General features: G+C 57.0%; 27 protein-coding genes. 19 read left to right on the forward strand and 8 right to left on the reverse strand.

Annotation, left to right across the window (positions count from 1 at the left end):
* Positions 1–31 precede the first annotated feature (31 nt).
* Entirely contained in the window at positions 32–358 is a 327-nt protein-coding gene (locus JQ845_RS23355; RefSeq protein WP_459565134.1) for a DUF3592 domain-containing protein, read from the forward strand.
* A 152-nt stretch (positions 359–510) separates the two neighbouring features.
* The gene (locus JQ845_RS04925; protein WP_203008641.1) at positions 511–720 is read left to right on the forward strand and encodes a hypothetical protein; all 210 of its coding nucleotides are present in this window, start codon (positions 511–513) and stop codon (positions 718–720) included.
* A 57-nt stretch (positions 721–777) separates the two neighbouring features.
* Here JQ845_RS04925 and JQ845_RS04930 read toward each other — a convergent pair whose 3' ends face one another.
* Complete coding sequence (locus JQ845_RS04930) at positions 778–987, reverse strand: hypothetical protein (protein WP_203008643.1); 210 nt, start codon at positions 985–987, stop codon at positions 778–780.
* A gap of 697 nt (positions 988–1,684) precedes the next feature.
* Positions 1,685–2,020, reverse strand: a complete 336-nt coding sequence (locus JQ845_RS04935) for a hypothetical protein (RefSeq protein WP_161719336.1) — start codon at positions 2,018–2,020, stop codon at positions 1,685–1,687.
* 31 nt (positions 2,021–2,051) lie between these two features.
* On the opposite strand from JQ845_RS04935, the gene aroE reads away from it, so the two are divergent.
* The 4 genes from aroE to JQ845_RS04955 all read left to right on the forward strand — a co-directional run bounded on the left by aroE (position 2,052) and on the right by JQ845_RS04955 (position 6,782).
* Positions 2,052–2,867, forward strand: a complete 816-nt coding sequence (aroE, locus tag JQ845_RS04940; protein ID WP_161719334.1) for a shikimate dehydrogenase — start codon at positions 2,052–2,054, stop codon at positions 2,865–2,867.
* Positions 2,868–2,923: 56 nt separating this feature from the next.
* Positions 2,924–4,360 (forward strand): MFS transporter, encoded by a 1,437-nt coding sequence (locus JQ845_RS04945; RefSeq protein WP_203008645.1) that lies wholly within the window; start codon positions 2,924–2,926, stop codon positions 4,358–4,360.
* Positions 4,361–4,496: 136 nt separating this feature from the next.
* On the forward strand, positions 4,497–5,192 hold the full coding sequence (locus JQ845_RS04950) for a hypothetical protein (RefSeq protein WP_127195350.1): 696 nt from the start codon (positions 4,497–4,499) through the stop codon (positions 5,190–5,192).
* Positions 5,193–5,525: 333 nt separating this feature from the next.
* Positions 5,526–6,782 carry a hypothetical protein gene (locus JQ845_RS04955; RefSeq protein WP_203008647.1) on the forward strand — a complete coding sequence of 419 codons (1,257 nt, stop codon included), beginning with the start codon at positions 5,526–5,528 and terminating at the stop codon, positions 6,780–6,782.
* A 202-nt stretch (positions 6,783–6,984) separates the two neighbouring features.
* On the opposite strand, the gene JQ845_RS04960 is transcribed toward JQ845_RS04955, so the two are convergent.
* On the reverse strand, positions 6,985–7,521 hold the full coding sequence (locus tag JQ845_RS04960; protein ID WP_003445803.1) for a GNAT family N-acetyltransferase: 537 nt from the start codon (positions 7,519–7,521) through the stop codon (positions 6,985–6,987).
* Positions 7,522–7,677: 156 nt separating this feature from the next.
* Between JQ845_RS04960 and JQ845_RS04965 the strand changes: the two genes are divergently transcribed.
* Positions 7,678–8,445, forward strand: a complete 768-nt coding sequence (locus JQ845_RS04965; RefSeq protein WP_029612844.1) for a transporter substrate-binding domain-containing protein — start codon at positions 7,678–7,680, stop codon at positions 8,443–8,445.
* A gap of 97 nt (positions 8,446–8,542) precedes the next feature.
* Complete coding sequence (locus JQ845_RS04970) at positions 8,543–8,896, forward strand: hypothetical protein (RefSeq protein WP_161718764.1); 354 nt, start codon at positions 8,543–8,545, stop codon at positions 8,894–8,896.
* A gap of 66 nt (positions 8,897–8,962) precedes the next feature.
* Here the strand turns inward: JQ845_RS04970 and JQ845_RS04975 are convergent, their stop codons facing one another.
* Both JQ845_RS04975 and JQ845_RS04980 read right to left on the reverse strand, forming a co-directional pair.
* Positions 8,963–9,409, reverse strand: a complete 447-nt coding sequence (locus tag JQ845_RS04975; RefSeq protein ID WP_003445798.1) for an SRPBCC family protein — start codon at positions 9,407–9,409, stop codon at positions 8,963–8,965.
* 207 nt (positions 9,410–9,616) lie between these two features.
* Complete coding sequence (locus JQ845_RS04980; protein WP_010657041.1) at positions 9,617–10,546, reverse strand: LysR family transcriptional regulator; 930 nt, start codon at positions 10,544–10,546, stop codon at positions 9,617–9,619.
* Positions 10,547–10,677: 131 nt separating this feature from the next.
* Here JQ845_RS04980 and JQ845_RS04985 point away from each other — a divergent pair, with 131 nt between their 5' ends.
* The 10 genes from JQ845_RS04985 to JQ845_RS05030 all read left to right on the forward strand — a co-directional run bounded on the left by JQ845_RS04985 (position 10,678) and on the right by JQ845_RS05030 (position 20,045).
* Complete coding sequence (locus tag JQ845_RS04985; RefSeq protein WP_010657040.1) at positions 10,678–10,953, forward strand: DUF2798 domain-containing protein; 276 nt, start codon at positions 10,678–10,680, stop codon at positions 10,951–10,953.
* 215 nt (positions 10,954–11,168) lie between these two features.
* Complete coding sequence (locus tag JQ845_RS04990) at positions 11,169–11,858, forward strand: GntR family transcriptional regulator (protein ID WP_161718762.1); 690 nt, start codon at positions 11,169–11,171, stop codon at positions 11,856–11,858.
* A 22-nt stretch (positions 11,859–11,880) separates the two neighbouring features.
* Positions 11,881–12,558, forward strand: coding sequence for a DUF2848 domain-containing protein (locus tag JQ845_RS04995; protein WP_003445790.1), 678 nt, complete (start codon positions 11,881–11,883; stop codon positions 12,556–12,558).
* Between the two features lie 7 nt (positions 12,559–12,565).
* Complete coding sequence (locus JQ845_RS05000; RefSeq protein ID WP_203008649.1) at positions 12,566–13,906, forward strand: amidase; 1,341 nt, start codon at positions 12,566–12,568, stop codon at positions 13,904–13,906.
* Between the two features lie 177 nt (positions 13,907–14,083).
* Complete coding sequence (locus JQ845_RS05005; RefSeq protein WP_203008651.1) at positions 14,084–15,391, forward strand: MFS transporter; 1,308 nt, start codon at positions 14,084–14,086, stop codon at positions 15,389–15,391.
* Between the two features lie 245 nt (positions 15,392–15,636).
* Positions 15,637–15,990 (forward strand): hypothetical protein, encoded by a 354-nt coding sequence (locus JQ845_RS05010; RefSeq protein WP_127195357.1) that lies wholly within the window; start codon positions 15,637–15,639, stop codon positions 15,988–15,990.
* Positions 15,991–16,149: 159 nt separating this feature from the next.
* A complete protein-coding gene (locus tag JQ845_RS05015; RefSeq protein ID WP_161718760.1) occupies positions 16,150–17,187 on the forward strand; it encodes a zinc-dependent alcohol dehydrogenase family protein in 1,038 nt (345 codons plus the stop codon).
* 266 nt (positions 17,188–17,453) lie between these two features.
* The gene (gene hdeA, locus JQ845_RS05020) at positions 17,454–17,768 is read left to right on the forward strand and encodes an acid-activated periplasmic chaperone HdeA (RefSeq protein WP_003445774.1); all 315 of its coding nucleotides are present in this window, start codon (positions 17,454–17,456) and stop codon (positions 17,766–17,768) included.
* A 199-nt stretch (positions 17,769–17,967) separates the two neighbouring features.
* On the forward strand, positions 17,968–18,474 hold the full coding sequence (locus JQ845_RS05025) for a hypothetical protein (protein WP_003445772.1): 507 nt from the start codon (positions 17,968–17,970) through the stop codon (positions 18,472–18,474).
* Between the two features lie 422 nt (positions 18,475–18,896).
* Positions 18,897–20,045, forward strand: coding sequence for a PQQ-dependent sugar dehydrogenase (locus JQ845_RS05030; RefSeq protein ID WP_203008652.1), 1,149 nt, complete (start codon positions 18,897–18,899; stop codon positions 20,043–20,045).
* Positions 20,046–20,158: 113 nt separating this feature from the next.
* Here the strand turns inward: JQ845_RS05030 and eco are convergent, their stop codons facing one another.
* Complete coding sequence (eco, locus tag JQ845_RS05035) at positions 20,159–20,641, reverse strand: serine protease inhibitor ecotin (RefSeq protein WP_003445767.1); 483 nt, start codon at positions 20,639–20,641, stop codon at positions 20,159–20,161.
* 184 nt (positions 20,642–20,825) lie between these two features.
* Between eco and pgm the strand changes: the two genes are divergently transcribed.
* Complete coding sequence (gene pgm, locus JQ845_RS05040) at positions 20,826–22,466, forward strand: phosphoglucomutase (alpha-D-glucose-1,6-bisphosphate-dependent) (protein ID WP_203008653.1); 1,641 nt, start codon at positions 20,826–20,828, stop codon at positions 22,464–22,466.
* Between the two features lie 67 nt (positions 22,467–22,533).
* Here pgm and JQ845_RS05045 read toward each other — a convergent pair whose 3' ends face one another.
* The gene (locus JQ845_RS05045; protein WP_203008654.1) at positions 22,534–24,405 is read right to left on the reverse strand and encodes a DUF3857 domain-containing transglutaminase family protein; all 1,872 of its coding nucleotides are present in this window, start codon (positions 24,403–24,405) and stop codon (positions 22,534–22,536) included.
* A gap of 163 nt (positions 24,406–24,568) precedes the next feature.
* Positions 24,569–25,051, reverse strand: a complete 483-nt coding sequence (locus JQ845_RS05050; protein ID WP_003445761.1) for a YbaK/EbsC family protein — start codon at positions 25,049–25,051, stop codon at positions 24,569–24,571.
* Positions 25,052–25,099: the final 48 nt, after the last annotated feature.

The following is a 25,099-nucleotide window of genomic DNA, read 5'->3' on the forward strand; positions in this document are numbered from 1 at the left end:
GTATCACCCGAGCAGTTTCAGGAGAGAGCTTATGAGTGGTACGGATGTATCTGAGGGGCAAGTAGTACAAGGCTACATAACCTTTGTTGGGAGTGCCGCATCCTGGACCGGACCGCAGTTCATAAGCTTTAGCTATAGCGTCAATGGGCAGCGATTTCACAAGTCTCTCGGCGAAACTGTTGACGCCTGGTCAACTGCCACCATTCGTAAGGACTCATACGGCCTGAAGGTAGGAGATCCAGTGTCTGTATGGTGCTCTCTCTCCGATCCGGAAGTGTGCTGTATCGGCGAAAAGCCAGTCGAGAAACCAGCAATTGTGCGTTTAATAGAGGCTCTGGGTTCGATAGGGGGTATCTGAAATTGATCCACGTCTTGCAGAGTTTTAGTTCTGCGTTTTCCATGCCGGGACATTCGCAGCTTTGCGGACGATTCTAAGCCCTGTTCTTGCCGCGGAGTGATTGTTTCTGGTCAACAGCTGGACTGATGTGACTACTGAGAGGGTAGGTATTGATGAAGAGGACAATCCAGGGAATGACCGCGGCTGGCGAGCCGTTGATCTTAGAGGCCTTAGAAGCCCTGCGTCTTTATAGTGAGGCTAAAACTTCAGGATGCCCACAAGAAGAAATTGATCGCCTGCAAATATTGGCTGAGTCGCTAGTCCATGCAGTAACCGATTATCAGCTTTTAGCAGTTGGTGCAGACTCCATCAAGCATCACTAGAACTTTTTTCTAGTAATTTACTCTAGGTAAATGCACCTCCGCATCAGTTACGCTTGTTCATTCAGGTGGCATGAGCGTTTTTAGTGAAGCGTTGATGAACTCTTCATTCTGGGTAATTACATTTAGCGCGCCACGAACATTGCCTCCTACCTCAGATGAGCCTTGCAGCTCAATCCATAGCGTTAGCTCCATTAAGGCAGCTTCAAGGGCAAGCTGATTTTCATTGAGTTTGTAAAGGAGGGCGGGAATTAGGTCTGGGTTAGTCATATGTGATCCTCTGTGAGGAAAACTTTAGCCGATGATGTGGGGGCGTGAGTGTTTTACGATTGGTAGGATGCCGGGGGGAGGGGTTCAAAATCAGTTCCGCACCTCAAAACGAAGCCCTTTATATGCTTGACGTTCAGGAGCAAAAATATGGAGCGCTTGCGGAATCGAATTCGTCGTAAGCTTCAGATTTGTAAGGGAAAAATAGCGGATTGCAAATCCGTTGTAGTGGACATGAGCTATTTTGGTTTTGTGTTGGTGCGGCAGGACGCCGGCGGAGGATATGCAATTTAGGCATGAGATTTAAAACACCCGCCGGGACCAATTCGGGAACCATCGGGTGCATTGTCATGCGCAACTACTGATTACTTGTGCTTACTTCGCCTAGCAAACATTGATCCCGAGTAATCACCAAAATGCACTTCATCCTGCATCGTGATGTTAGCTGTGGAGATCAATTACTTTACCTATCAATGGGTTGCGGGCCGCGCATTTGGCGCTTGGGCCATTCCTGGGGCATTTTGGAGCTTATCCATCTCTCCCCAGTCGCCGCTTGAGTTCAACCAGCGGGCATAAGTCGAGAGCAGCATCTGGACGCTGTGTCCAAGCTGTTGGGCAATAAAGGCGGGATTCATGCCAGACATTACGCATATTGTCGCATAAGTATGACGGTAGTTGTACGGCGGGCGATAACGGGTCTTCAGCTTCTCTGGCGCCGGCCTCCCATTGTTTGTGCCGGTCCCGGGGGCTGGCGGACGTACTGGCCCGCCCTGGCGGCTGGTTTTCCTGCGTCAAATCGCGCTCCGGCGCCCAGATCCAGAACCGGCCAGAACGCCTGCGGGATTTGCTCCCGGAGGGTGACGGTTTTTTGGTGATCACAGGCGGTGATCACGGAATCAACATAAACGATTGGCGTCCCGGGGAGGTAGCGGTTGAAAGTGGCGGCATTGACCCACTCATCGATCCAGGGAAGGAGATGGACATGATCGACAGCTTTCGCCGCCAGTCCCTGTTCGTCGAGGGTGGCTTGAATCACGTCGTCTGACTCCCACGCCAAGGACTCTGCTATGCCTCAATCCCTGCCAACGCTGTGCGGCTCTATCATGGGGTCGCCGTTTTCACTCTCGGCAAAGATCCACAACGCGGCCTATGCGGCCCTGGGGCTGGACTACACCTTTGTCTGTTTTGGCGTCGAAGACCCGGTTGCTGCCGTGGCGGCCATTCGCGCTCTGGGGGTGCGCGGCATGAATGTCTCCATGCCCTACAAAACTGCGGTGATGCCTCATCTGGATGCCATCGACGAGTCGGCCCGGGTGATTGGCGCGGTCAACACCATAAACAATGTCGACGGGGTGCTCACCGGCTACAACACCGACTACCTGGGGGCGATTCGCGCGTTGCAGGAGGTTACCGGTCTGCGGGACAAACGTATCGCCGTGATCGGTGCCGGCGGCGCCGCCCGTGCGGTGGTCTTTGGCTGCTTGCAAGCGGCGGCCCGGGTCACGCTGTTCAACCGCACTGCCGAACGCGGTACTGCCCTGGCCGAGGATCTGGGGGCCCGCTGGGGGGGCAGCGTCGAGGCATTCACGGCCAGCAACTTCGATATCGTGATCAATGCCACCTCGGTGGGCTTCAAGCAGCCGGACAGCAACCCGCTGGACGGGCGCCTGGCCAGCCATCTGATTGTCATGGATGTGGCGTTCATGCCGGTGCACACCGCTCTGCTGCAGCAAGCCAAAGCCCTGGGCTGCACGACCGTGGCCGGCACCCGGATGCTGGTCCATCAAGCCTGTGGGCAAATCGAGCTGTACACCGCAAAAGAAGCGCCCCTCGACATCATGGAGCAGGCCATGCTTCAGGAAATACAGCGGTTGAACTTGTAACCAGCCCCACCACCGGTCAATAACAAGATGCCGTAAAGGCACCTGGAGGTCCCCCTATGTCTCTCGATAACGCCCCATCCGACAGCGCCTTGATCCCCGACGGCCAGGCGCGCAAGCAAGACCTGAACCGTGCCGCCTGGGCCTGCTCCCTGGGCAGTGCCCTGGAGTACTACGACTTTGCGCTGTATACCCTGGCTTCGGCGCTGATCTTCGGGCCGTTGTTCTTTCCTGAGCAGACCCGGGCCATGAGCCTGATCGCCAGTTTCGGCACCTATTTCCTGGGCTTTGCCGTACGGCCCCTGGGCGGCGTGCTGTTCGGCATGATCGGCGACCGCGTCGGGCGCAAGTTCGTGCTGACGTCGACGGTGCTGCTGATGGGCGTTTCCAGCACCCTGATCGGAGCCCTGCCAAGTTTCCATCAGGTCGGTTATCTGGCACCGGCACTGCTGGTGATTCTGCGTCTGCTTCAAGGGCTGGGCGCAGGCGCCGAACAGGCCGGTGCGGCGGTGATGATGACCGAATACGCACCCCGGGGTCGGCGCGGTTTCTATGCCGCCTTGCCGTTCCTTGGCATCCAGCTGGGCACCATCCTCGCGGCAGTGGTGTATTTCATGGTGGTCAGCGGCAATGACGATGTCATCGAGAGCGGGCTATGGCGCGTGCCGTTCTTCAGCAGTGTGGTGATCGTGGCGCTGGGGCTGTACATGCGTCTGTCTCTCAAGGAGTCGCCGACCTTCATCCGCCTCAAGGCGCTCAAGCGCGTCAGCGTCAACCCGCTGAAAAGTGCGATGAAACACTCCCGGCCCAGTTTGCTGATCGGTATCGGCCTGCGCCTGGGGGAAAACGGCGGTTCATCGATTTACCAGGCCCTGGCTGTGAGCTACATCGTTGGCGTGGTAGGTCTGCAAGGGCCGGTGGGCGTGCTGACACTTATCTGCGCCGCCAGTCTCGGCGCGCTCACCGTACCGGTTGCCGGCATGCTCAGCGACCGGTTCGGGCGCGTGGTGGTTTACCGGGCCTTCGCCCTGCTGCAACTGGCCCTGGCCTTCCCGGTATGGTGGGTGCTGAGCCTGGGCAACGTGGTGGCGAGCATCATCGCCATCTCCATCGCGCTGGGCATCGGTACATGGGGTATGTTCGGCACCCAGGCGGCACTGATGCCTGAACTGTTCGGCTCGCGCCACCGCTACATGGGGGTGTCGATCGCCCGGGAAGCCTCGGCAGTGATTGCAGGGGGGATTGCACCGCTGATCGGTGCCGGTCTTATCGCCCTGGTCGTGGCCAGCCATGACGGCGACGCCAGCGCCGGGGTCGGTGCCTGGCTGCCGATTGCCTGCTATCTGACCCTGCTCACACTGATCACCCTCTATACAACCTTCAAGACCCCGGAAACCCTCAATCGCGACCTGGACGAGCCCCGTGATGCCTGGGAAATTGCCCACCCTGCAACAGCGCCGGCAAACGGCTCCAGCACCGCGACAGGCACTGCCTGATCAGCGCTTTGGCCAGGCTGCCTGTTACCCCGGGCAGCCCTGGCTGGCAGCTCACAGATGCTGACCGCGCAGGATGCTAGAGTCTCCAGTTCGGGAGTCTGGTTAAACCGGACCACCTTCGAGTCCTGGAGTCAGCATGCGCAATCTGGATTTCAGTTCCTGGGAGGGCATCCTCTCAACGCTTGCAGGATTAGTCCTGATCACCGTTATCGGGGTCGGGATTCGTCTGCTGGCTATGCATACGATCCAGCAACGGCGGGAGCGGGAAAACCGTCAGATCAATGAACGTTTGCGTACCCTCATCGCGGCCTACAAAACCCTGGGTGGCTCCTTCACCGGAAATCTTGAGGTTGATCCCACTCATCTGCGGGATTTGCGCCGCAGGACTGCGACTGCCAACACCAGCCCGGATCAGGCTGCCGAGAGCGTGACCCTGACCCAAGCTGTTGCCGTGCAGGGCAATGGCGACCGCTCAAGGCGGGTACGCGATGCGGTTGAAGCGGCGCTGTCCGATATCATTCTGCTGGGTACCGAGGAGCAGGTCCGGATGGCGGCAGTAGCAGCCACGGAGCTGGTGGCAGGGCGTCCCATTCATACCGCCGAACTGGTCACCTCGCTTCGTGACTTCATTCGCGCCGTGCTTGATCTTGATCCCGTACCCGCCGAGCTTTCGATTCCAAAGCAGGGGCCGGTTCGCCCGTCTTCTTCAGGTGGCGGCAAAGGTGATAAGGGCGACTCCAGAAGTGCTGGCAAGGGCGGGGGAGCCGGGGGCGATGGTGCAGGGGGTGGCAGTGCGTCGCACAGCGATTCCTGGCAGGAGCCGCATCATTGAAAGTGGCGCATATTCCTTTACTGCAATGATCCGTGGCACAGGGGCGTTATATTCGGCTGGCAAGCCCGTTCAAGGCAGTTTGTAGGGGGGCAACTGTTTTGCAAGTTGGTTTTCGCATATTTAACCGGGCATGTGTAATACCGCCATGACTGTCTTTGTAGATGCGCTGTGGACAAGGTGAGAGGGCTGCGCCACGGGTATGTTATCGGGGTACTGCAGGACGTCTGACTCTTCAGGCGCCACCCGTCTGCCGGTGCAGTTAATAGCAAATGCGCTGTCTCGAGAGTTGATCTTTAGAACATTGTCCGGTCACCGCTCTTCAGGATAATCGCTATGAGTGAAGTTGAAGTACAAGATGTAAAGGCCTCTGGCTGGAACCAGTTGTCTTATTTTAAAGTGTTTGTAAATAATGACAGTCACTTGCAAAATTCGCGCTACCCGCTTCTTAATAATGGCAATCAACAATTACTTGTCACTGTGCGTCTGGCGGCCAAGGACGCATCGGGGAACTTCGTAACTGTAACGCCAGCGGATCTGGCCACCATTCGACTGATTGATTACGGCACTTCGGAAATCATCTATTTGGGTGAACAACTGCATCCATGGTGTACCACATTCACTAACCTGGGCTATGCGTGGGATCGGGGTTTCCTTGACTCCATTCGCAGCTTGCGGCTGGAGCAGCCCAAGCTGTTCGAACAGGCTGCTATTGACCCGCCTGCCTTGGATCAGGCCCTTGAGGGCGTACCGCTGCAGCCCCATGAACAAGCGCAGCCAGGGTTGGAGTTGCACACGCAACACCAGGCGCTCAGTCAACCCGGGGCCGACTACCAGACTGTCCAGTTTTATGTGCGAACCACGGCAACTACCTTGCGTCGACTGGCCGTTCGTATCAATAACAGTGACGGTACCGTATTTCGTACCAACTACAGTGAGGTGGGTGACGATACGGGAGAAGGTGATAAACGCGGAAAATTCAATTCATCGTTTGAAGTCGAACCACTTACCTTTCCGCGCTTGCCATCGGAGAACTACGGCGATCGCCTCGCCAACGGCTATTTGAAAGATACCCCGATTGGCCATGGAGATTTTGCCGGAAAATTTCGTGCGTTTGAACATCACGTCAATATTCGAATGCCCAGCGGTCGCAGCCTGCCCATTAAAACGATAACCAATTACTCCTCTCAAAACGGAGTTGTCTGGGCGGCCCATGGCAGCGGAAAGTCCAAATGCACCGTCACCTACTTTGGCTTGCCTGGAAGTCAAGTGACCCGGTTGACGAACAAGCCCGAGTATATCGGCATTATGAGAAACGGCCTGAGCAGGGAGTACACAGGGGTGTGGCTAACTTATTTAGGCCGACACATGGGCATTGAAGGTAAAATAAAATACCCTCGCGAGGGTGAAGTGGTGATTGGACAAGTCATTATGGAGGAGAACTTTTACTTCTACCAATCGGTGACCAACAATATAGAAGTGCCAAACCGAATGACCCACGATTTCAGCGTCATTGATATTTATGGTACATCGCACAACCTTCGGGTCGGGCTGATTCCTGCCTTCAATTACCTGACGCTGGAACGCCGTTAGTCAACAGCTAACCACTGAAGGTGCGGATCGCCAAAAATCGATCTGCACTGGCGTGCGTCCAGTCGATACACACAAACGCTCAAGCCCTGGTTATCCAGGGCTTTTTATTGGGCAACAGGACATGACGACGCCAGAGACGACAGTGGCCCAGGTTCAGTGTTGCCGTTGCAGTTTACCTGGCGTCAGCCTCGGCCTGATCAGGTCAGTCCGTATTCAAGCGCGCATACAGGTCGAAGTTGCGTGGTGTTGCGCGGACCATGCGCAATGACCTCAACCTTCCTTCGAACTCGAATCCGCTGTTTATCAGCACCTGGGCTGAGCCGGGGTTGGTATCAAGCACAGTGCCTTGTACGCGCACCCATCCGTACTTTAAAAAAGACCATTGGGTTACCGCTGTACAGACTGCGCTGGCAATGCCTTTGCCCCAGAATTGCGGCGCAAGATCATAAGCCACTTCTGCCGTACGGTTCACTTGCGATATTGAATGAAAGCCAATGGTTCCAATCAGTTCGCCATTCAGTTCGTCAGTGATGGCCAGCCGTCTTGTGGAGGTGGCAAGAGTTGAGTCCATCTCGTCGAACATGGGTAACAGATCTTGCTCTGAGCTCAGGTTCCAGCTGGTATGTTGAACAACCGCTTGTTGTGAAAGGTACGCGTACCATTGCGGTATATCTGACCTTTCCAGCTGGCGAAGCGAAACACCCGGGTATTGGACGGCAGGCGCCCTGGTAATTCTCATGTGCAGGGTCCGTTATCAGAACAGAAAATTGCTTGGGGCTCAGGCTACGCTCCGGGCAGTATGGGGCGTTACTGGTATTACATTCAGCTATGCGGTCCTGTGCGGCACAACCACCGCGGCCTTACAAAAACAATTCAAAAAACCAGGTAGAGAACAATGAATAGAAGGTTTTATGGGTGTGTGATCCTGTTATCACTGCTAGGCGCTCAGAGCGCGGTCGCCAGAAGTTGGCAGGAGATCAAGCAAAGCGGCGAGCTGCGGGTCGGCGTTCCTGGCGATTATGCTCCGCTGGCGTTTCACGACAAACAAGGTGATCTGGCCGGTTTTGATATTGATATGGCTAAGGCCCTCGGACATGAACAGCAACTCAATGTCAGATTTGTGCTCAGCAGCTGGCCAACACTGTCTGCAGATCTGGCAGCAGACAAGTTCGATATCGCAATGGGCGGGATTACCGATACACCGGCCAGAAAAAGCCAGTTCGGGCTGTCTGCACCGGTGGTCAAAAATGGCAAGATCGCCATGACGCAGTGTGACAAAGTCGCTCAGTTTGCGTCATTGGACGCGATTGATCGCAAGGGCGTGCGGGTGACTGTCAACCCCGGCGGTACCAATCAGGAGTACGTCGACAAACATATCAAGGATGCCCAGATCGTCCGAGCCCAGGACAATATCGCCAGCTTGCAGGGGATTCGTAGTGGTCAGGCCGACATCATGTTTACCGACCTGATTGAAGGGGATTATTACCAGAGCCAGGAACCCGGTGTGTTCTGTGTTTCCACTCGCCAGATTCTGCCCGGAACCGCCAGCGATAAAGTTTATATGATGCACAAGGACAACCAGCATTTGCTGGATGCGGTGAATGCATTGTTGTCCGGTGAATCCAGAAACAGGCTGATCACTCAATGGAAAATGTCGGAGTAGCCATGAAGGCTGCCGCACAGACGCAGGCTGTGACGTTTGTCAGGCTAGAACGAGCAGGCAGCGCCTGGCGTATATAAAAACTACAGAAGGTCTTCGAATGTTCTCAACATTTGCAGTGCAGAGGCTTAGCGTCGGCTCGATCTACAAACTGTTTTTTATCGGGCTGGTCATTTCACTCGGGATCATCGGACTAGTCAGCGGGATCCTGGCTTTATTCGGTTTCGATACGGTCAACTGGAACGGGGAGCCTGTGCACGGGGTTGCCGGGATTATCGTAGGGCCCTTGGTTGGTCTGTTCCTGGCGCTGTTGTTCGGCACCCTTCTAGGCAGCGCTTGCGTGTGCGGTCTGTGGCTGTATTCGAAGTTTCGGCCTCTTACCCTGAGCGGTAAAAGCTTGGCTCAAGCAGCCAAAGATACTGCGGGGCCTGTCAGCCCGGGCAAGCCGCTTTAACTGTTATTGCCGGGCCGCCTGTCTGTGGAAACGATCGGCAAACAGGCGGCACGGGACTGCATTGAGTCACTCGGCAATTTCACTTTCGACCAGCCTGGCGAGCTGTATGAGCGAGTCCTGCCAGCCAAGGTAACAGGCCTCTGGCGGGATGACCCCGGGGATGCCTTCTTGAACCACGCTCAATTCGGTCCCGCAGGAAACCGCCCGCAGGGCTACCGTTGTGTGCATGACGCCCGGCAGGTTTGGATCATCGAAACTGTCGCTGTAGCGAATCAGTTCATGGGGTACCAGTTCCAGGTATTGCCCGCCGAACGAGTGAGTTTCGCCCGTGCTGAAATTGCTGAACGACATTTTGTAACCACCCCCCACTGTCGCATCCATGTGCTGGACCTTGCCGGTGTAGCCGTAGGGTGGCAGCCATCTGGTCAGGGCATCGGCTTCCAGGAAGGCCCGATAGACACGTTCGGGCGGGGCTTTGATGACGCGATGAAGTCGAACGGTATGTGTGGACATGATGACTCCTCAGATCAGTGGCGGGCCTTCAGACATGCACAGGTTCAGGTGCTCAGCGGTCTGGCTTGTCATCACGGGGCCCGAGCGGGTGGATGTCTTGCCAGATGCTGTTTTTTGATAGCACCGAAACCCGCAGGCGTAAAGGCCGCTGCTTTGCCATGCCCATGGCTGGCCTGCGGCACAAGGGCGCGCGGATCACGGCATGGCTCAAAGGTTTGCCTGCGGCCAGCGCTGTTCCAGGTGTGCACTCAAGTAATCGATAAAGGCTTTTACCTTGGGCGTCATGGCGCTGCGGTCCTGGACACAGACGTAAATATCCAGCGGTTCGGTAGCGGACTCCCTTGGCCCATGACTGCTCTCAAGCAGGGGCACCAGTTGCCCGGACTCGATAAAGGGCGCCGCCACGAACTCCGCCAGCCGGGCTATGCCAGCACCATGGGCAGCCATTTGGGCCAGGGTGTCAATGTCGTCGCTCATGGCGGTCACATTGAGCGCCGCATAGTAATGTCCTGAGTCGCGAATAAATCCCCAGCGCAGGAAGCGGCCGTCCAGCGGGTAGCGAAAGCCCAGGCACGCATGCTGCTGGAGTTGCTCCGGCGAATCCGGCCGGCCGGCCCGTTCAAGATAGGAGGGGGCGGCGCAAACGATAAAGGGCACTGAGACAATCTTGCGCGCGATAATTCCTTCCTCCAGTTGCGGCTTGATCCTCAGGCTCAGATCAATCCCGGCTTGAATATGATTGATCTTGCTATCGCTGGTGTTGAGCTCAAGGGTCAGGCGCGGGTGGCGGGCCGCGAAGCCTGCAACCAGCGGGGCCAGCACATGGCGCCCGAATGCAGCGGTAGAGGCAATGCACAGCCGGCCCTGAAGTTCGGCATGGGGCTCACTGATTGCCGATTGGGCGGCCTCCAGGTCTGCAACGATACGCTGCACTTTGGCGTAGTAGATGGCTCCGCTTTCGGTTAACGCCATGCTGCGCGTAGTGCGCTGCAGCAGGCGGGTGCCCAGGTGCTCCTCAAGGCGATTGAGGGTCTGGCTGACGGCTGCGGCACTGAGCCCCAGGTTTTTCGCCGCTCCCACGATGGAGCCTGTTTCAACCACCTTGGTAAAGCTGGCGATGGCCGCAAGAAGATTCATGGCTAATCCTGAAAGAAGGGCTATTCGTAAGTTTTACTTTATAAAGTAAGCGGAAATTACCGTCTAGTTGCGCACTTTTGTTCTTGATATGGTGCGTTTCCCCAAAGAAACCGTGTTTAAAAGGGCTGGACATGAATTCAAAGACTTCTGCAAATATCCGTTTTTACAATCGATTGAAGCTCTCGGCCGCCATGGCTCCCTATGTATTTGCGTTCTATATGGCGGCAATCATGGCCTTTCTCATGTCATTGGTGATCACGGCGGCCAACTCCGGGATTAATGAGGATTATCTAAGCAATGCCCTGGGCGCCTATCGATTGGCCATGCCGGTGGCATTCCTGTGCATTCTTGTGGTTCGCCCCATTGTGATCAGGTTAGTGGCTGTCACCGTCCACCGGCATCCCTAGGGATGTTTGTCCTGCATGGCGCACAAAAAAAGCGCGTGCGCGCACAAAATCGGGCAAATAAGTAACAAGTTACATTCCCCGGAGCCTCCCTTCGCTCATCCTTGTTTCCCCCGATCCCTTGTAAACCGGCGTTTTCAGTCACTGCGCAGAGTCTGGCACAGGCTTTGCTTAGTCTGATATTCATCTGATATATCAGATGAATATCAGGAGTGAAAATGCCGAAATCCATTGATGTTTCCAGCCATCTGCAGTCCACGCCGCCGCTCATCAAGAGCGCCGCCCAACTGCGGGAGCTGGCGTATGCGCAAATAAAGCAGCGGATCATCAGCTGCGAGTTCCGCCCTGGCGACGCCATCAACGAGGCGCAACTGGCAGCGCTGCTGGGGCTTGGCCGAACGCCGATCCACCAGGCGCTGCATCGCCTTGAAGTAGAAGGCATGGTCACGATCATGCCGCGCAAGGGGGTGATGGTGACCGCGCTGTCACTTAACGATGTGCTGGATATGATCGAGGTGCGTGTTTCCAACGAGCAGCTGTGTATCAAACTGGCGGTGGAACGTGCCCACGACACTGATATCAAGGCCATGCGCGACATTCTGGAGCGCACCCCTCAATTGCTGGCGGACCACGACGTGACCGGGCTCATGACGCTGGATCTGCAATTTCATATGTCGATTTCAGCCGCCGCACACAATCGCGTTCTGGCTGAACTGCTGCGCAACCTGCACGAAAAGCAGGCCCGTTTCTGGTACCTGACGCTGTCGGAAAACCACCACAGCCAGCGCATCTATGACGAGCACATGCACATTCTCGAGGCGGTGGAACAGCGAGACGGCGATGCCGCTGTCGCGGCGATCCATCACCACATCGACGACTTCCGTCGCGCCATCATGCGCACCCTTTAATTATCGATCCGGAGCACTCTTCATGACTCAATTGACTTTCCACGTCGTCGGCCAAGGTGAGCACCAGGCCAGCATCAAGCATTTGATCATTGCCGGCTGGGCAGGGCGTAACAGTGAAGCGGTGGAACACCATATTGCCGAACTGGAAGCTCTTGGCGTGCGCCGTCCTACGCAGATCCCGTGTTTCTACCGGGTTTCGGCCAGCCTGCTGAACACGGCGCAGAGCATCCAGGTGCCGGGCAAGGACTCTTCCGGCGAGACCGAGTTTGTATTGATTCCAAGTGAGGAGGGGCTGTTGATCGGCCTGGGCTCGGATCACACCGATCGCAAGGTTGAAAGCTACGACGTCACGGTGTCGAAACAGATGTGCGACAAGCCGATTGCGCAGCAGGTCTGGCGCTTTGCCGAAGTTGAGGCGCATTGGGATCAACTGGTAATGCGTACCTGGCGGGTGCGTGATGGCGAACGTGCGCTGTATCAGCAAGGCCCGGTGACCAATTTGCTGGCGCCGCAAACCCTGTTGGGAAAACTCAACAGCGCCGGCGCATTGCCAGCTGATACCGCGATGTTCTGCGGCACCCAATCGGTGATTGGCGAACTGGGTTATGGCGAAGCCTTTGAAATGGAATTGTTCGACCCCGTCCTTAACCGCAGCCTGCGTCACCAGTACGGTGTCGAGTCGCTGCCTGTGGCGGAGTGAACAGACAATGAAAGATATTGCACAGCTCGCCCGGGACCTGGCTGAGGGTCGTACCACCAGCGAGGCGCTGGTCAAACAGGCATTGGCCCGCATTGAGGCACATCGCGAGGCAGGCGGAGTGGCCTATATCAGCGTTGATGCCCGCAGCGCCTTGCTGGCGGCCCGTGCCAGCGACCTGGCGCGGTCTTCGGGCTATGTGCCGTCGGCCCTGGCCGGCCTGCCGGTTTCGATCAAGGACCTGTTCGATGTGGCCGGGCAGATCACGGCCAGCGGCTCCAGTCTGCTGGCCGAGGCACCGGCGGCCAGTCGCGATGCAGTGGTCGTGGAGCGGTTGAGAGCGGCGGGGGCTATTGTGCTGGGTCGAACCAATATGAGTGAGTTTGCATTTTCCGGTCTCGGACTGAATCCTCATTACGGAACACCGCTGACCCCATGTGCAGAACAGCGCATTGCCGGTGGCTCCAGCTCCGGCGCCGCGGTCAGTGTGGCGCTCGAGATGGCGGTCGCGGGGCTGGGCACCGATACCGGCGGCTCGATCAGGATTCCGGCGGCCTTCTGCAATCTGACCGGGTTCAAACCCAGTGCCAGTCGCGTCCCGCTAACCGGTACCTTCCCCCTGGCGCCGAGCCTGGATTCCATTGGCGCTCTGACCCGCAGTGTCGCCGACAGCATCCTGCTGGACCGGATTCTCTCGGGGGAGCAACTCGCTACCCCCATGCCGTCCCTGGCCGGTCTGCGTCTGGCGGTGACCCGGGATTTCGTCCTCGATCAGCTGGATGAGACCGTGGCTGTGGCTTTCGAACGCAGTTTGGGCCTGCTCGCCGAGGCCGGGGCCAGCATCCGCTGGTTTGATTTTCCCGAGCTGCACCAATTGCCCCGTATCAACGCTGCCGGCGGACTGACCGCCGCCGAAGCCTGGCACGGCCATCGCCAGTGGCTGGAAGGCGACGACGCACAGCAGTACGACGCCCGTGTCGCCCAGCGCATTCGGCGCGGTGCGGCCATTGGTGCAGCTGATTACCTGGATACCCAGGTCGAACGCCAGCGCTTGATTGCCATCGCCCGGGAGCGTCTGGGCGATGCCGATGCCTGGCTGATGCCCAGTGTTGCCGTGGTACCGCCGAAGCTGGCAGACCTTGCCACGGACGAAAGCTTTTTCGCCGCCAATGGCCTGGTGCTGCGCAATACCAGTGTGATCAATTTTCTCGACGGTTGCGCCTTGAGTTTGCCCTGTCAGCTGGCTGAAGAGTTGCCGGTGGGGCTATCAATCGCGGGACTGCACGGGCAGGACGCACGGGTGCTGCAAGTGTCGCGCGCGGTTGAGGCTCTGTTGCGGGGAGTCGCCTGATGCCTTGCCCGTAACTGGAGGGCAGGCCCGGCCTGCCTGATTTTTAATACTGCTTTGCTCCCGGAACGCCACGGCCAACCACCGTGCGCCGACGCTCGCCTGAAAATCGGCAGCGGCGGCTCACTGCGCAACGTATTGACGAGATGACTTATGAACCGAAGCAACCCAAGTACAACAATGGCTTCAGAGCTTGACCTCGACCCGGTAGCGACCGAAGTCAGTGCTGTCTATCGAAAGATCGCCTGGCGCCTGTTGCCGTTTTTAGTGTTTCTCTTCGTGCTGGCCTGGATCGACCGGGTGAATGTCGGCTTCGCCAAACTCTCCATGTTGCAGGACCTGGGCTTCAGTGAGGCGGTCTACGGCCTGGGAGCGGGGATTTTCTTTATCGGCTACTTCTTTTTTGAAGTGCCGAGCAATCTGCTTCTGGAAAAAATCGGTGCCCGCCGCACCCTGGCGCGCATCACCATCATGTGGGGCCTGACGTCCATTGCCATGGCTTATGTTGAAAGTGCCTGGTCCTTCTATGTGTTGCGGTTTTTGCTGGGGGCCTTTGAAGCGGGTTTCTTTCCGGGGGTGGTGTTGTACCTCACTTACTGGTTTCCAGCGGCCCAGCGGGCCAAGATCAACGGCATGTTCATGACCTCTTTCGCAATTGCCGGGGTCGTCGGCGGGCCACTGGCCGGTTTCATCATGAGTCGCATGGTGGGTGTCGGCAGTCTGGCCAACTGGCAATGGCTGTTTATCCTGGAAGGTATTCCGTCGGTTATCGCCGGCTTCCTGGTGCTGCGCTATCTTCCGGAAAAACCGGCGAATGCCAAGTGGCTGACGGCGGCACAGCGCAAAATGGTGTCCGCTACCATTGCCCGCGAGGACAGCGCGCCGGGTAAACACAGCGACCTGCGGACTCTGTTGCGTTATCCCAAATTGTGGTTGTGTGCACTGGTCTACTTCTGCCTGGTGAGCGGTAACGCAACCATTGCGTTCTGGACTCCATCGGTCATCAAGTCCCTGGGTGTGAATGACACCATGAACATCGGGCTGCTTTCCTCAATCCCTTTTATTTTGGGGACTGTGGCGATGCTGTGGAACGGCTTCCATTCTGACAAGAGCGCCGAGCGCCGCATCCATTGCGCCATGGCTGCGATCCTGGCGGGGCTGGGATTGATCTGCACCGGCCTGTTTATCGGTAACGCAGTACTGGCACTTATCGCCTTGACCGTTGCAGCCATGGGCATTCTTGCGGCTTTCCCGGTGTTCTGGTCAATTCCGGGGGCATTTCTGGCAGGTACTGCAGCAGCAGGGGGCATCGCCCTGATCAACTGCATCGGCAATCTGGCAGGGTTCGTCGCGCCTTATATGATCGGCTGGCTTAAAACCCAGACCGGTAGCCTGGCGGCAGGCCTGTATATGGTGGCCGGTTTTGAAATATTGGCGGGGGTATTACTGCTGCTGTTTTTCAAAGGTATAAAAGTCAGTAAAGTTTAATGTTACTTAATGGCAGAGCCGGCCATGGATAAGGGCGGTGAATATTTAAAAACTGTCACCGAGTATTCAACTTCCGGTGCCACTGCATGCCTTTTGCGAAGCCTCGACTCGCCCGAATAATATTATCCGGGCGAGTCGCCACTGCTCAGTTCATGGCGCAGGGTCGCTGCCTGATACCGGCGGTGCTCCGATACTGCTAGGCTGCCGGGGTCAGGCACGGCATGGAGCCGTTTCAAGGATTGAATATGCAGATCAAGAACAAGTGTCACTTTGCCCTCATCAGTATGGTTTTCGCCGCCGCTACCCTGACGGGCTGCGCCCATAGCCCACCCTTCAGCGGCCAGTCGGTCACTGACCCCGTCCTGCGCAAGGATGTGCTGGTGAATGTGCAGGGCCTGTTCTCGGCAATGACCCACTGCAGGTCCATCAGCAATGTGGACACCACGATTGCCAGTGTTGAGCAATCGCCCACCGGGTCAATCAGCAAAGCGGTTGAAACCTGGCAGGTGTCCGGCTGTGGCACCAGCAAGACTTACAAGATTGAACTCAGGTCCGATGCCAGGGGCGAAACCGATTTCTCGGTGTCGTCCAAAGGCTAGAGGCGACAGACCGCATGCTTAACCCGGGGCTTTATGACCTGCGGCAAGGGTGTATGGAGAAAAGGCTGCTTAACTGCATCGAACGACTTTGGGGGCTGGCGCTTGAGTCACATCAACGCCAGTTGCTGTTGTTTTTTGATCTGACTAAGGAAAGCCCATATGAAAGCGCTCACCTATCAGGGGCCAGGCGAAAAAGCCTGGTCTGATATCGCCAAACCGGTCATCGACAAGCCGACCGATGCCATAGTCCGTATTTTGCACACCACTATCTGTGGCACCGATCTGCACATCCTCAAGGGCGACGTACCCGAGGTCACCAAAGGTACGGTGCTGGGCCATGAAGGGGTCGGAGTGGTCGAGGCCGTAGGGCCGGCAATTCGCAACTTCAAGCCCGGTGATCATGTGCTGATTTCATGCATCACCTCATGCGGCAGTTGCCCCAACTGCCGGCGGCAGATGTACTCCCATTGCGCTGACGGCGGCTGGATTCTGGGCCATACGATTGACGGTACCCAGGCCGAATATGTGCGTATTCCCCATGCCGACAACAGCCTGTACCCGGTGCCCGCCGGCGCGGATGAAGAAGCGCTGGTGATGCTCAGCGACATTTTGCCTACCGGCTTCGAGATCGGCGTGCTCGCCGGCAAGGTCAAGCCGGGTGACAGTGTGGTGATAGTCGGGGCGGGCCCTGTGGGCATGGCCGCCTTGCTGACGGCGCAATTTTACTCGCCCGCCTTGCTGATCATGGTTGATGGCGACACCAATCGTCTTGAAGTTGCGCAGCGTTTTGGCGCGACCCATGTGATTGATATCAACACGCAGAATGCCGTTGAACGCATCTTCGAGTTGACCCAGGGGGTAGGGGTGGATGTGGCGATTGAGGCGGTGGGCATCCCGGCATCCTTCGATACCTGCCAGTCGGTTGTAGCCCCTGGAGGCAGCATTGCCAACGTGGGGGTGCATGGCAAAAGTGTTGAGCTGCACCTGGAAAAACTCTGGATCCAGAACGTCACCATTTCGACCGGGCTGGTCAATACCAACACCACGCCCATGCTCATGAAAACGGTGCAGTCCGGCAAGGTAGATGCCGGCCAGCTGATTACCCACCGATTCGCACTCAATGACATTCTTCAGGCTTATGAGGTGTTCGGCAATGCGGCAAAGGAGAAGGCAATGAAGGTCATTCTTTCTCAATAAACGGCCCGCCATAGCCAATTCAGCAGGCATTCTTACCCAGTGTCGGGAGCCTGCGAAACTTGGACCTTAGTTGCTGAAGGTACTGAACGGATAACGCGATATCCGTTCAGGTTTAGTATGTCTTTTAAATGTAAAACCCTGGTGTTTCAGGCGCTAAAAGAATAAATAAGTTGTAGTGATTTTTTGACAGCTAATGCATTCACTACTATGTTCTTGGCGGCAGGTAGAAACACATCAACTCTTTTTGATAATAGGGAAATATTCATATGAAGAAGCACATTCTGCTGTTGAGCGCTGTCAGTCTTGTCGCACTGTCGGGCCTGGCACAAGCTGATGCCAAGCAGCCTGTTGCGCAATGGACGTGCGCGGATTTCCTGGCGGTTGATGAAACCTATCAGCCGATCGCCGTTGGTCTGGGTGAAGCAGTGAACAAGAAAGGTCAGGTTGAGGATGCTGTTCTGGACGTGGACGGCGTTGCCAAAATCACCCCGCTGGTAATCACTGCCTGCAAGGAAACGCCGAAAGAATCCTTCGTGCAAAAAATCAAGTCCGAGTGGGCCAAAGTCAAAAAAGACGTGTAATGCGCCAGGCCTGTACTTCACAAGAGTACAGGCTTACCCCCTCTGTTCCTGCCTGAGCCCGTTCGTGGCGAAAAACCTTTTCCAGCCTTGTGAATTTCTCGCCCCATCTATCCTCTACATCAAAAGCAGAGCTGCCTTGGCGGTCTGAAGGCCGTAGTAGACTAGGTTCGCGTTATTTTTAATTGGCGGGGGGTAACTTATGTTAATCAGGTCACTGGCCGAACTTGATCGCATTCGTGACGAGTGCAAATCCATGGTCACCAAACGCTCGGCCGTATCGGCAGGCGCCGCGGCCATCCCTATTCCCGGGCTCGACATAGGCACTGATGTGGCGTTGCTGGTGGAAATGCTGCCGGCGATCAACAGCAAGTTCGGACTGACCCCGCAGCAGATCGAGCGGCTGGACTCGCGGTCCAGGCGCCTGATTGTGGTGGCGGTTTCCGGGATCGGCAGTGAAGTCATCGGCAAATTCATCAGCCGGACACTGGTCATGTCCTTGGTGCGCAAGATGGGCACCAAGGTGGCGACCAAGTCGGTGATCCGCTTCGTGCCGTTTGTGGGGCAGGCGGTCGCCGCAACCATCAGTTTTGGGGTGATGAAAATGGTCGGCAACGGCCATATCGAGGATTGCTATCAGGTCTGCCGTCAGGCGTTGCTGGAGGAGGCCCGGGAATCAGTGGTCATCGAGATCGGTCCTGAAGACTGAGCCTGCCAGTGAACGGCCCCGCACAGGAGCCATGTGATGAACAAACCATGGGGGCGAAGATGAATATTATCCGGTCCAGCTATCTATGCTTGCTCCTGGGGGCTGTACTTGTCGCCCAGGCGCAGGCCGGCACCTCTTTGACTTCAGAGTCCGGGCGGGTGGCGCAAAACACTCTGAGCCCCAATTCTGCGCCTGCAGACAATACGCTGCGACGCATCAATCCCAACAGCCGGCAGGGCACGATCCCCGCAACGCCAGCGGTACGAAGCCCGTCGACGGCCCCTGTGATACGCCAGCCGTCCATTGAGAACGGGCAAATCGGCAATGGCTACCCGCGTAGCCAGCCCCCACCCCGGACCATCAAGCCAACGGCGCCATCGCTTCAGCCGCGGGACAATCGTTAATCGAACAAGGATCAGCCAATGTTGAGAAAAACCCTGGCCACGCTGTGCGCCACCTCGCTGCTCAATGTGGCTGTCATGGCCCACGCCGATGCCCAGCGGACCTTTGCCTCCGAGTCCGGAACAGTCACTGCAACGCCAGTTGTCGAAGGCCTTGTACATCCCTGGGCCCTGGCCTTTCTCCCGGAAAAGCAGGGCATGCTGGTTACCGAACTTCCGGGCAACCTGCGGGTGGTGAGCCCGTCCGGCAAACTGTCTGCCCCGCTATCCGGTGTTCCCCAGGTATGGGCCAAAGGGCAGGGCGGCCTGCTGGATGTGGTGCTGTCGCCGAGTTTTGTCGAGGATCGCCTGGTGTACCTGTCCTACGCCGAAGGGGGTGGTGAGGACGGCAAAGCGGGGACCACGGTTGGACGCGGGCGCTTGTCGGATGATCTGACCAAACTCAGCAACTTTGAGGTGATCTTTCGTCAGGAGCCCAAACTGTCAACCGGCAACCATTTCGGCTCACGTCTGGTGTTTGACCGTGATGGCTATTTATTTATTGCCCTTGGCGAAAATAATCAGCGACCGACTGCCCAGGACCTCGACAAGCTGCAGGGCAAAGTGGTGCGCATATACCCTGACGGTCGAATCCCGCCCGACAACCCTTTTGTGGGCCAGCAAGGGGTACGCCCGGAAATCTGGTCATTTGGCCATCGCAATCAGCAGGGTGCCACCTTGAACCCCTGGACCGGGACACTCTGGAGCCATGAGCATGGCCCCAAAGGCGGCGACGAAATCAACCTGATCGAGCGCGGCAGGAACTATGGCTGGCCACTGGCGACCCATGGCATTGACTATTCTTCGCAGCCCATCTCTGAAGCCGGGGGCAAAACAGCCGAAGGAACCACAGGCCCCCATCATGTGTGGGAGAAGTCTCCGGGCATTAGCGGGATGGCGTTCTACGATGGGGAGCGCTTCAAGCCCTGGCAGCACAACCTGTTTATCGGCGCGCTGGCCGATAAAGACCTGATCCGGCTACAGCTTGATGGTGACAAGGTGGTGCATGAAGAGCGCTTGTTGGGCGGTCTGAACGCGCGTATCCGGGACGTGCGCCAGGGCCCGGACGGTTATTTGTATGTCTTGACCGATGAAAGCAACGGCGCGTTGTATCGCGTCGGCTTGCAATAGTCAGCAGAGCCATAGTCGCTGACGAGGAACGAAGGCTGCGATCGAGCCCGCAGGGCTCGCGCATTTAAGGATGCCTGTCGCAGCCGTCGTTCCTTGTCAGGGTTATTGATTGTTTACTCGCTGACCGCCTGCTTGATCTGCTTGGAGGCCGACCAGATCCGGTAACGCACTTCTATGTCCTTGGGCACGTAGACCACGATCGGCAACTTGCTGTTATAGCGCAGCATGAAGCCATCGCCGACCACGGGGACAAATTCGGGGTGCGACTTGCCTTCAGGGCAGGCCATCATGGTGCTCATAGGCCCGCTGACCTTGTTCAGGCGATACATCGGATAGCCCCAGCCCTTGAGGGTTTTTTCTTCCAGCTTGCCGCCCAGACGCTGCTGGTTGCAGTCCACCTGCAGGGTCTTGCCGGCAATGATCTGGACTTTGTAGTCGTCCTCATTCTTTTGCTTGGGCAGGTGAATGACTTGTCGGCTATAGCCCGCTTCGGCTTTAGGGTAGGGCGCCACATCCTCAAGTTTGGCGGCGTTGGCGACGCTGCACAGCGTACTCAGCGAAAGGGCCAGGGCCGCGCTGATCAAGAGTGGTTTCATGCTGCTTCCTTATTTCAGAACAGAAAAATGTCGTTCAGGTGAATCTATGGGCTGTATCTGACAACTAAAAGGCTATTTAAGTGCAAAACAGATGCACTTGCAGGGATAGATTGCTTCGCGCCAGTGTCGAACTGCCAGTAAACTGCCTTTTTTCCTCTGAATCATTTATTTCCCGAGGTTTTGCATGACTCTCAGTCCTCTTGCGGGCAAACCGGCTCCTGCGAAATTGCTGGTCGATATTGCGCGACTGGTGACCGCTTATTACACCGGTCAACCTGATGCAGCGATCGCCACCCAGCGTGTGGCCTTTGGTACTTCCGGTCACCGCGGCAGTTCGTTTGATCTGAGTTTCAATGAGTGGCATGTATTGGCCATCAGTCAGGCCATTTGCCTGTACCGGCAAATGAAAGGCATCAATGGTCCGCTGTTTGTCGGCATCGACACCCATGCACTGTCGACGCCTGCTGGTGCCAGTGCGCTGGAAGTGTTTGCCGCCAATGGCGTCGAAACCATGATCGCCGCCAATGACGAATACACCCCGACGCCGGCCATTTCCCACGCCATTATTTGCTACAACCGCGGTCGGACTTCAGGCCTGGCCGATGGTGTGGTTATTACACCGTCGCACAACCCGCCTGAAAGCGGCGGTTTCAAGTACAACCCGCCTAACGGCGGCCCGGCCGATACCGATGTCACCAAGTGGATCGAGGCCAAGGCCAACGAGTTACTGGCAGCCAGGCTGGCGGGTGTCAAACGCATCAGCTACGAACAGGCCTTGAAGGCCGGCACCACCCATCGTCACGACTACCTGAATACCTATGTCGCCGATCTGAAGAACGTGATCGACATGGATACCCTGCGCGGCGCCAACCTGCGTCTTGGCGTGGACCCATTGGGCGGCGCGGGCGTGAACTACTGGCCGGCGATCGGCGAGCACTACGGCTTGAACCTGGAAGTGGTGAACACCTCGGTAGATCCAACCTTCCGCTTCATGTGTGTGGACTGGGACGGGCGCATCCGCATGGACCCGTCCTCCAGCTATGCCATGCAGGGGTTGATTGGCCTTAAAGAGCGTTTCGACGTGGCTTTTGCCTGCGACCCCGACCATGACCGCCACGGCATTGTTACCCCTTCAGGCGGTCTGTTGGCCCCCAACAACTACCTGGCAGTGTCCATTGACTATCTGTTCCAGAACCGTCCGCACTGGCGTGCAGACGCAGCCGTTGGCAAGACCGTTGTCAGCAGCGGGCTGATTGACCGGGTTGCTGCCCGTCTGGGCCGCCGCCTGTACGAAGTGCCGGTGGGCTTCAAGTGGTTTGCCGATGGCCTGTTTGAAGGCTCGCTGGGTTTTGGTGGCGAAGAAAGCGCCGGGGCTTCATTCCTGCGCCTGGACGGCAGTGTCTGGTCGACAGACAAGGACGGCCTGATTCCTTCGCTGCTGGCCGCAGAAATGACGGCCCGTACCGGTCGTGATCCTTCGCAGCTGTATCAGCAAATGACCGAAGACCTGGGCCTGCCGTTCTCGACCCGGGTCGATGCCAAGGCTACCCCGCAACAGAAAGCCCTGCTTGGCAAGCTGTCGCCGGAGCAAGTCAAATCCACAAGCCTGGCCGGCGAAGACATTACCGGGATTCTCAGTCATGCGCCCGGCAACGATCAGGCGATTGGCGGACTCAAGGTGATGACTAAAAACGGCTGGTTTGCGGCACGCCCTTCTGGCACTGAAGACATTTACAAAATCTACGCCGAGAGCTTTATCGGTGACGAGCACCTGAGCCGTCTGGTAGAAGAAGCCCAGGTGTTGGTGGATACCGCGATCGCCTGATAGCGGACTCAAAAAAAAGCCTGGCCCCCGCAAGAGGGCCAGGCTTTTTTGCAGCTGTTTGATTAACTCAGGCCGCGGTTTGCAGTGTCACCACTTGCTGCATCTGATCGTTGCAGTTTCTGGCTTCCTTGAGCATTGCTTCGAAAGGGCCGCTCATGATGTCGTCATGGCTCAGCCAGCGTTGCTTTTGTGTCAGGCGGTACTGGTAGCGGTAATGGCCCTCGACCTGTTTGCCATTGAGGTCCATGTCGAACCAGGGCGAACGAACGGTGCAGCTCTTGATGTTCTGCGCAACCTGTAGCCCTGACAGGGTGATCTCGTAGTCCATGGTTTCAGGATCTTCCAGATACAAGTCGGCCTTTTGCCCGGTGCGGCGGTAATTGACCAAATCATCCCAACGTTCAGTCATGAAGGCGGGCTGGTACACGCTTTGGCCCGAGAGTGTCTTCAATGGGCGCAGGTCGGTCAGTTCGGCCTTGACCTGATACTTGTGGGGTACCACAAACCCGGTGGCTGAGCGTGTGATCGTGCAATCGGTCTGTTCCTTGCTGAACCGGTCGCAAAGGTCCTGGTCGGTACCAGAAATACCCGACTGGTTATCGGCCACACTCAGTCTCATCAGGCGCATCTGGCTCATTTCGATGTCGGCGCTGGTGCGCGCGGTGCCATCAGGGTTGAAGTGTTCCTGTTTCCGTACCAGGGTGCTGACAACAGGTTCTTCTTGCGGGATATGTTCCCGGCGAACTGCGCCTTGCGGGTCTATCACCAGTGCCCAGCGATCCTGAATATCCGGCATGGAGCGCCCCGGCGAGAACACCGGATTGGTCGGGTCGAGCCACCAGACTTTACCGTTGATCCGCGCCCGTACGATGGCGTGGTTGGGTGCTGAGGTGCCCGGCAGCAACAACCCCAGGCTCATGTTGCCACGGCTGACCCAGGTGGTCTGCGCGTCGATGCCGCTAGCGTTGAGCATGGCTGTGAGCAGTACCGCCAGGTCTTTGCAGTCGCCATAGCCGCGGTCTTCGATTTCAGCGAGGGTGAAAGGCACATAGCCCCGATCGCTGGCTCGCCAGTCGCCCAGATAACGATAGTTATCGTGGATATGCTGCATCAGGCCCGATACCTGTTGCTCCGGCGGCAAGCCTTTAAGGCCGGCCACTGCCCTGGCACTGATGGCAGGCAGTCTGGCTGCGGTAATTTCGGTGTAGCGCCGGGCAAAATCGCCGAAGTAATCCTGCATGCGGCTCGAACTGCCCAGTTCAACCCTTGGCAGCTGGCGAATATAAGCGTTGCCGGCTTCATTGACATAATTCACGAAGCGCGGTGCCTTCTGTTCAATGACCAGGCTTTTGTTGTCGGCCGACGGAGTAAAGCTGAAGTCTTCCATCATTTCGCTGCGCCACACGATTGGCTTTTCAGCGCTGAAGCTGTTTTTAAAACGGTCCATACGCACCGCATTGGGGGGGAACATCAGCACATAGTGAAACTCATGACTCAGCGGCTTGGCTGCTATGTGTTCGCGCAGGGTATAGCTCACCATCGTGCCGATTCGCAGGTTGGGGAAGGCGATCGAGGTTTGCTTCAAGCGTAAAAAACCCTGGTCCGGGTTCGGTGCCATCCGGGTGTCGATTTGTGTGTCAGCCAGTGCCACCGGTTTGGCGCCCGGTTGGGTCGATTCGGCCTTGATTATTTCCAGGCGGTCAGACTCCGGGAAGCTGAAGTCGATACGCGAAATCATTTCGCGACCGTTATTGGTGAGGATGGTGTAGCTATAGGTTGAGGTGCAGTCGTAGCTGGTGTCCGCGTTGAAGTGACAGGATCTGTCCGATTCACCGGCCAGAGCGGCCTCGGATACGGGTTGAAAGGCCGCTGAAGCGGGCAGGGTGAAAATCCCCAGGGTGGCGCAAATCAAGGATTTGCTGAAAGAAAAGCGGTGCATGGGCGCCTCAATTAGTCCTTTAAAAAAGCACCCGGCCACGCATTTGTTGGTTTATTGAAGCCGAGGCAGGGTGCAGATGAAGTGGATAATGATAATCGATAGCATCCATATTTTCCATATGCACAGCCGCCATTCGCCCCTGTAAGCCCCGTAATAGAGCGGTTTAAACGGTCTCTTCGGTTTGGCTGGCCTGGCAGACATCGACCCATTGGGCATTGACCAGTTCGGCCATTCGGTCGGGGCTGATACGCACAGCGGTGTGGGTAGCGCCGGCTGCAGGCATCACTTCAGTGAAGGCTTTAAGGGAAATGTCGCAATATACCGCCAGATCGGTCGCCAGCCCGAACGGGCAAACGCCGCCAACGGGGTGACTGGTCAGGGCCACGACAGTATCGGCATCAAGCATCTTGGCTTTGCTGCCCAGGGCATTCTTGATTTTTTTGTTATCGATACGCGCATCGCCACGGGCAACCAGTAGCACATTGCGTTCACCGACACGAAAGGCCAGGGTCTTGGCGATCTGGCCGGGCTCAACGCCGTGGGCTTGGGCAGCCAGAGCTACGGTAGCGGTACTGGTGGCCAGCTCAATGATGTGCAGGTCGGGTGCTTTGGCGAGGAAAAATGCGCGGACAGATTCAAGACTCATCAGGCTTAGCTCTCTGGGTAAATGCCTGAATCTAGAGAAGCCGGTGAC

The organism is Pseudomonas paraversuta (assembly GCF_904063065.1).
GTDB classification, from domain to species: Bacteria; Pseudomonadota; Gammaproteobacteria; order Pseudomonadales; family Pseudomonadaceae; genus Aquipseudomonas; species Aquipseudomonas paraversuta.